Consider the following 1,483-nt stretch of genomic DNA (forward strand, 5'->3'; position numbering starts at 1 on the left):
CCTCGTCGGCAGCGTCAGATGTGTACAAGGGCCAGCAGCGGGCGCGGCGGCACGGCAGACGCGTCGGCGCAGCACAGCCGACTGGCACAGACGGCAAAGGGCCCGGCAGCGGAACTTGTGGTTCCGGCGCCGGGCCCTTTGAGTGTCAACCGTTCTTGTTGCGAGAGCGGTGGACGGGATCCTTCGCAGCCTAGTCGGCGTACGGGTCCGCGATACCTACGTACTGGGTGTAGAGGTACTCTTCGATGCCTTCGGAGCCGCCTTCGCGTCCCAGGCCGGACTGCTTGACGCCACCGAAAGGTGCCGCGGCGTTGGAGATCACGCCGGCGTTCAGACCCAGCATGCCGGTCTCGATCCGTTCGCTGATCCGCAGGCCACGGTTGAGGTCCTTGGTGAAGACGTAGGCCACCAAGCCGTATTCGGTGTTGTTGGCCAGGCGAACGGCGTCGTCTTCGGTGGCGAAGGTGATGATCGGGGCAACCGGTCCGAAGATTTCTTCCTGGAGGATGCGGGCATCGGCGGCAACGTTCTTCAGCACCGTGGGCTGGTAGAAGTAGCCGGGGCCGTCGACGGCGGCACCACCGGTAACTGCCTCGGCGCCACCTTCGACAGCTTCGGTAACGAGGGCGTGGACACCGTCGCGGGCCTTGCCGTCGATCAGCGGGCCAACCTTGGATTCGGGCTCGGTGCCACGGGCGGTGGTGAGGGAACCGATCTTGGCCGCGAACTTCTCTGCGAACTCGTCAGCAACCGATTCGTGCACGATGAAGCGGTTGGCTGCGGTGCAGGCCTCGCCCATGTTGCGCATCTTCGCAGCGATCGCACCTTCGACGGCCTTGTCCAGGTCGGCGTCTTCGAAGACGACGAACGGGGCGTTGCCGCCAAGCTCCATGGAGGTACGCAGGACCTTGTCGGCAGCTTCGCGGATGAGGGCCTGGCCCACGGGGGTGGAGCCGGTGAAGGAGATCTTCCGGAGACGGTCGTCCTTGATCAGCGGGCCGGTGACAGCGCCGGCCGTGGAGGTCTGGATGACGTTCAGGACACCGGCGGGAAGGCCGGCTTCCTGCATGACCTGGGCGAACAGCAGGCTGGTCAGCGGGGTCAGGTTGGCGGGCTTGAGCACCATGGTGCAGCCGGCGGCGACGGCGGGGGCTACCTTGCGGGTGGCCATGGCCAGCGGGAAGTTCCACGGGGTGATCAGCAGGCAGGGGCCGACGGGCTTCTTCTGCACGAGGAGGCGGTTCTTGCCGTCGGGTGCTGCGGAGTAGCGGCCGGAGACGCGTACGGCTTCCTCGGAGAACCAGCGCAGGAACTCGGCACCGTAGGTTACTTCGCCGCGTGCTTCGGCCAGCGGCTTGCCCATTTCGAGGGTCATGAGCAGTGCGAAGTCCTCGGCACGCTCGGTGACCAGCTCAAAGGCGCGGCGCAGGATTTCGCCGCGTTCGCGCGGCGCCGTGCGGGCCCAGTCGGCCTGGGCGGCAGC

At 66.8% G+C, this 1,483-nt stretch carries 1 protein-coding gene; it reads right to left on the reverse strand.

All coding sequences use genetic code 11. The annotated features are described in order from the left end of the window. Positions 1–190: 190 nt before the first annotated feature. The coding region (locus PJL15_RS22525) for an NAD-dependent succinate-semialdehyde dehydrogenase (RefSeq protein ID WP_281453351.1) at positions 191–1,483 on the reverse strand (1,293 nt) is incomplete at its 5' end.

The organism is Paenarthrobacter nitroguajacolicus (assembly GCF_029952445.1).
In the GTDB taxonomy this organism is placed as follows: domain Bacteria; phylum Actinomycetota; class Actinomycetes; order Actinomycetales; family Micrococcaceae; genus Arthrobacter; species Arthrobacter nitroguajacolicus_B.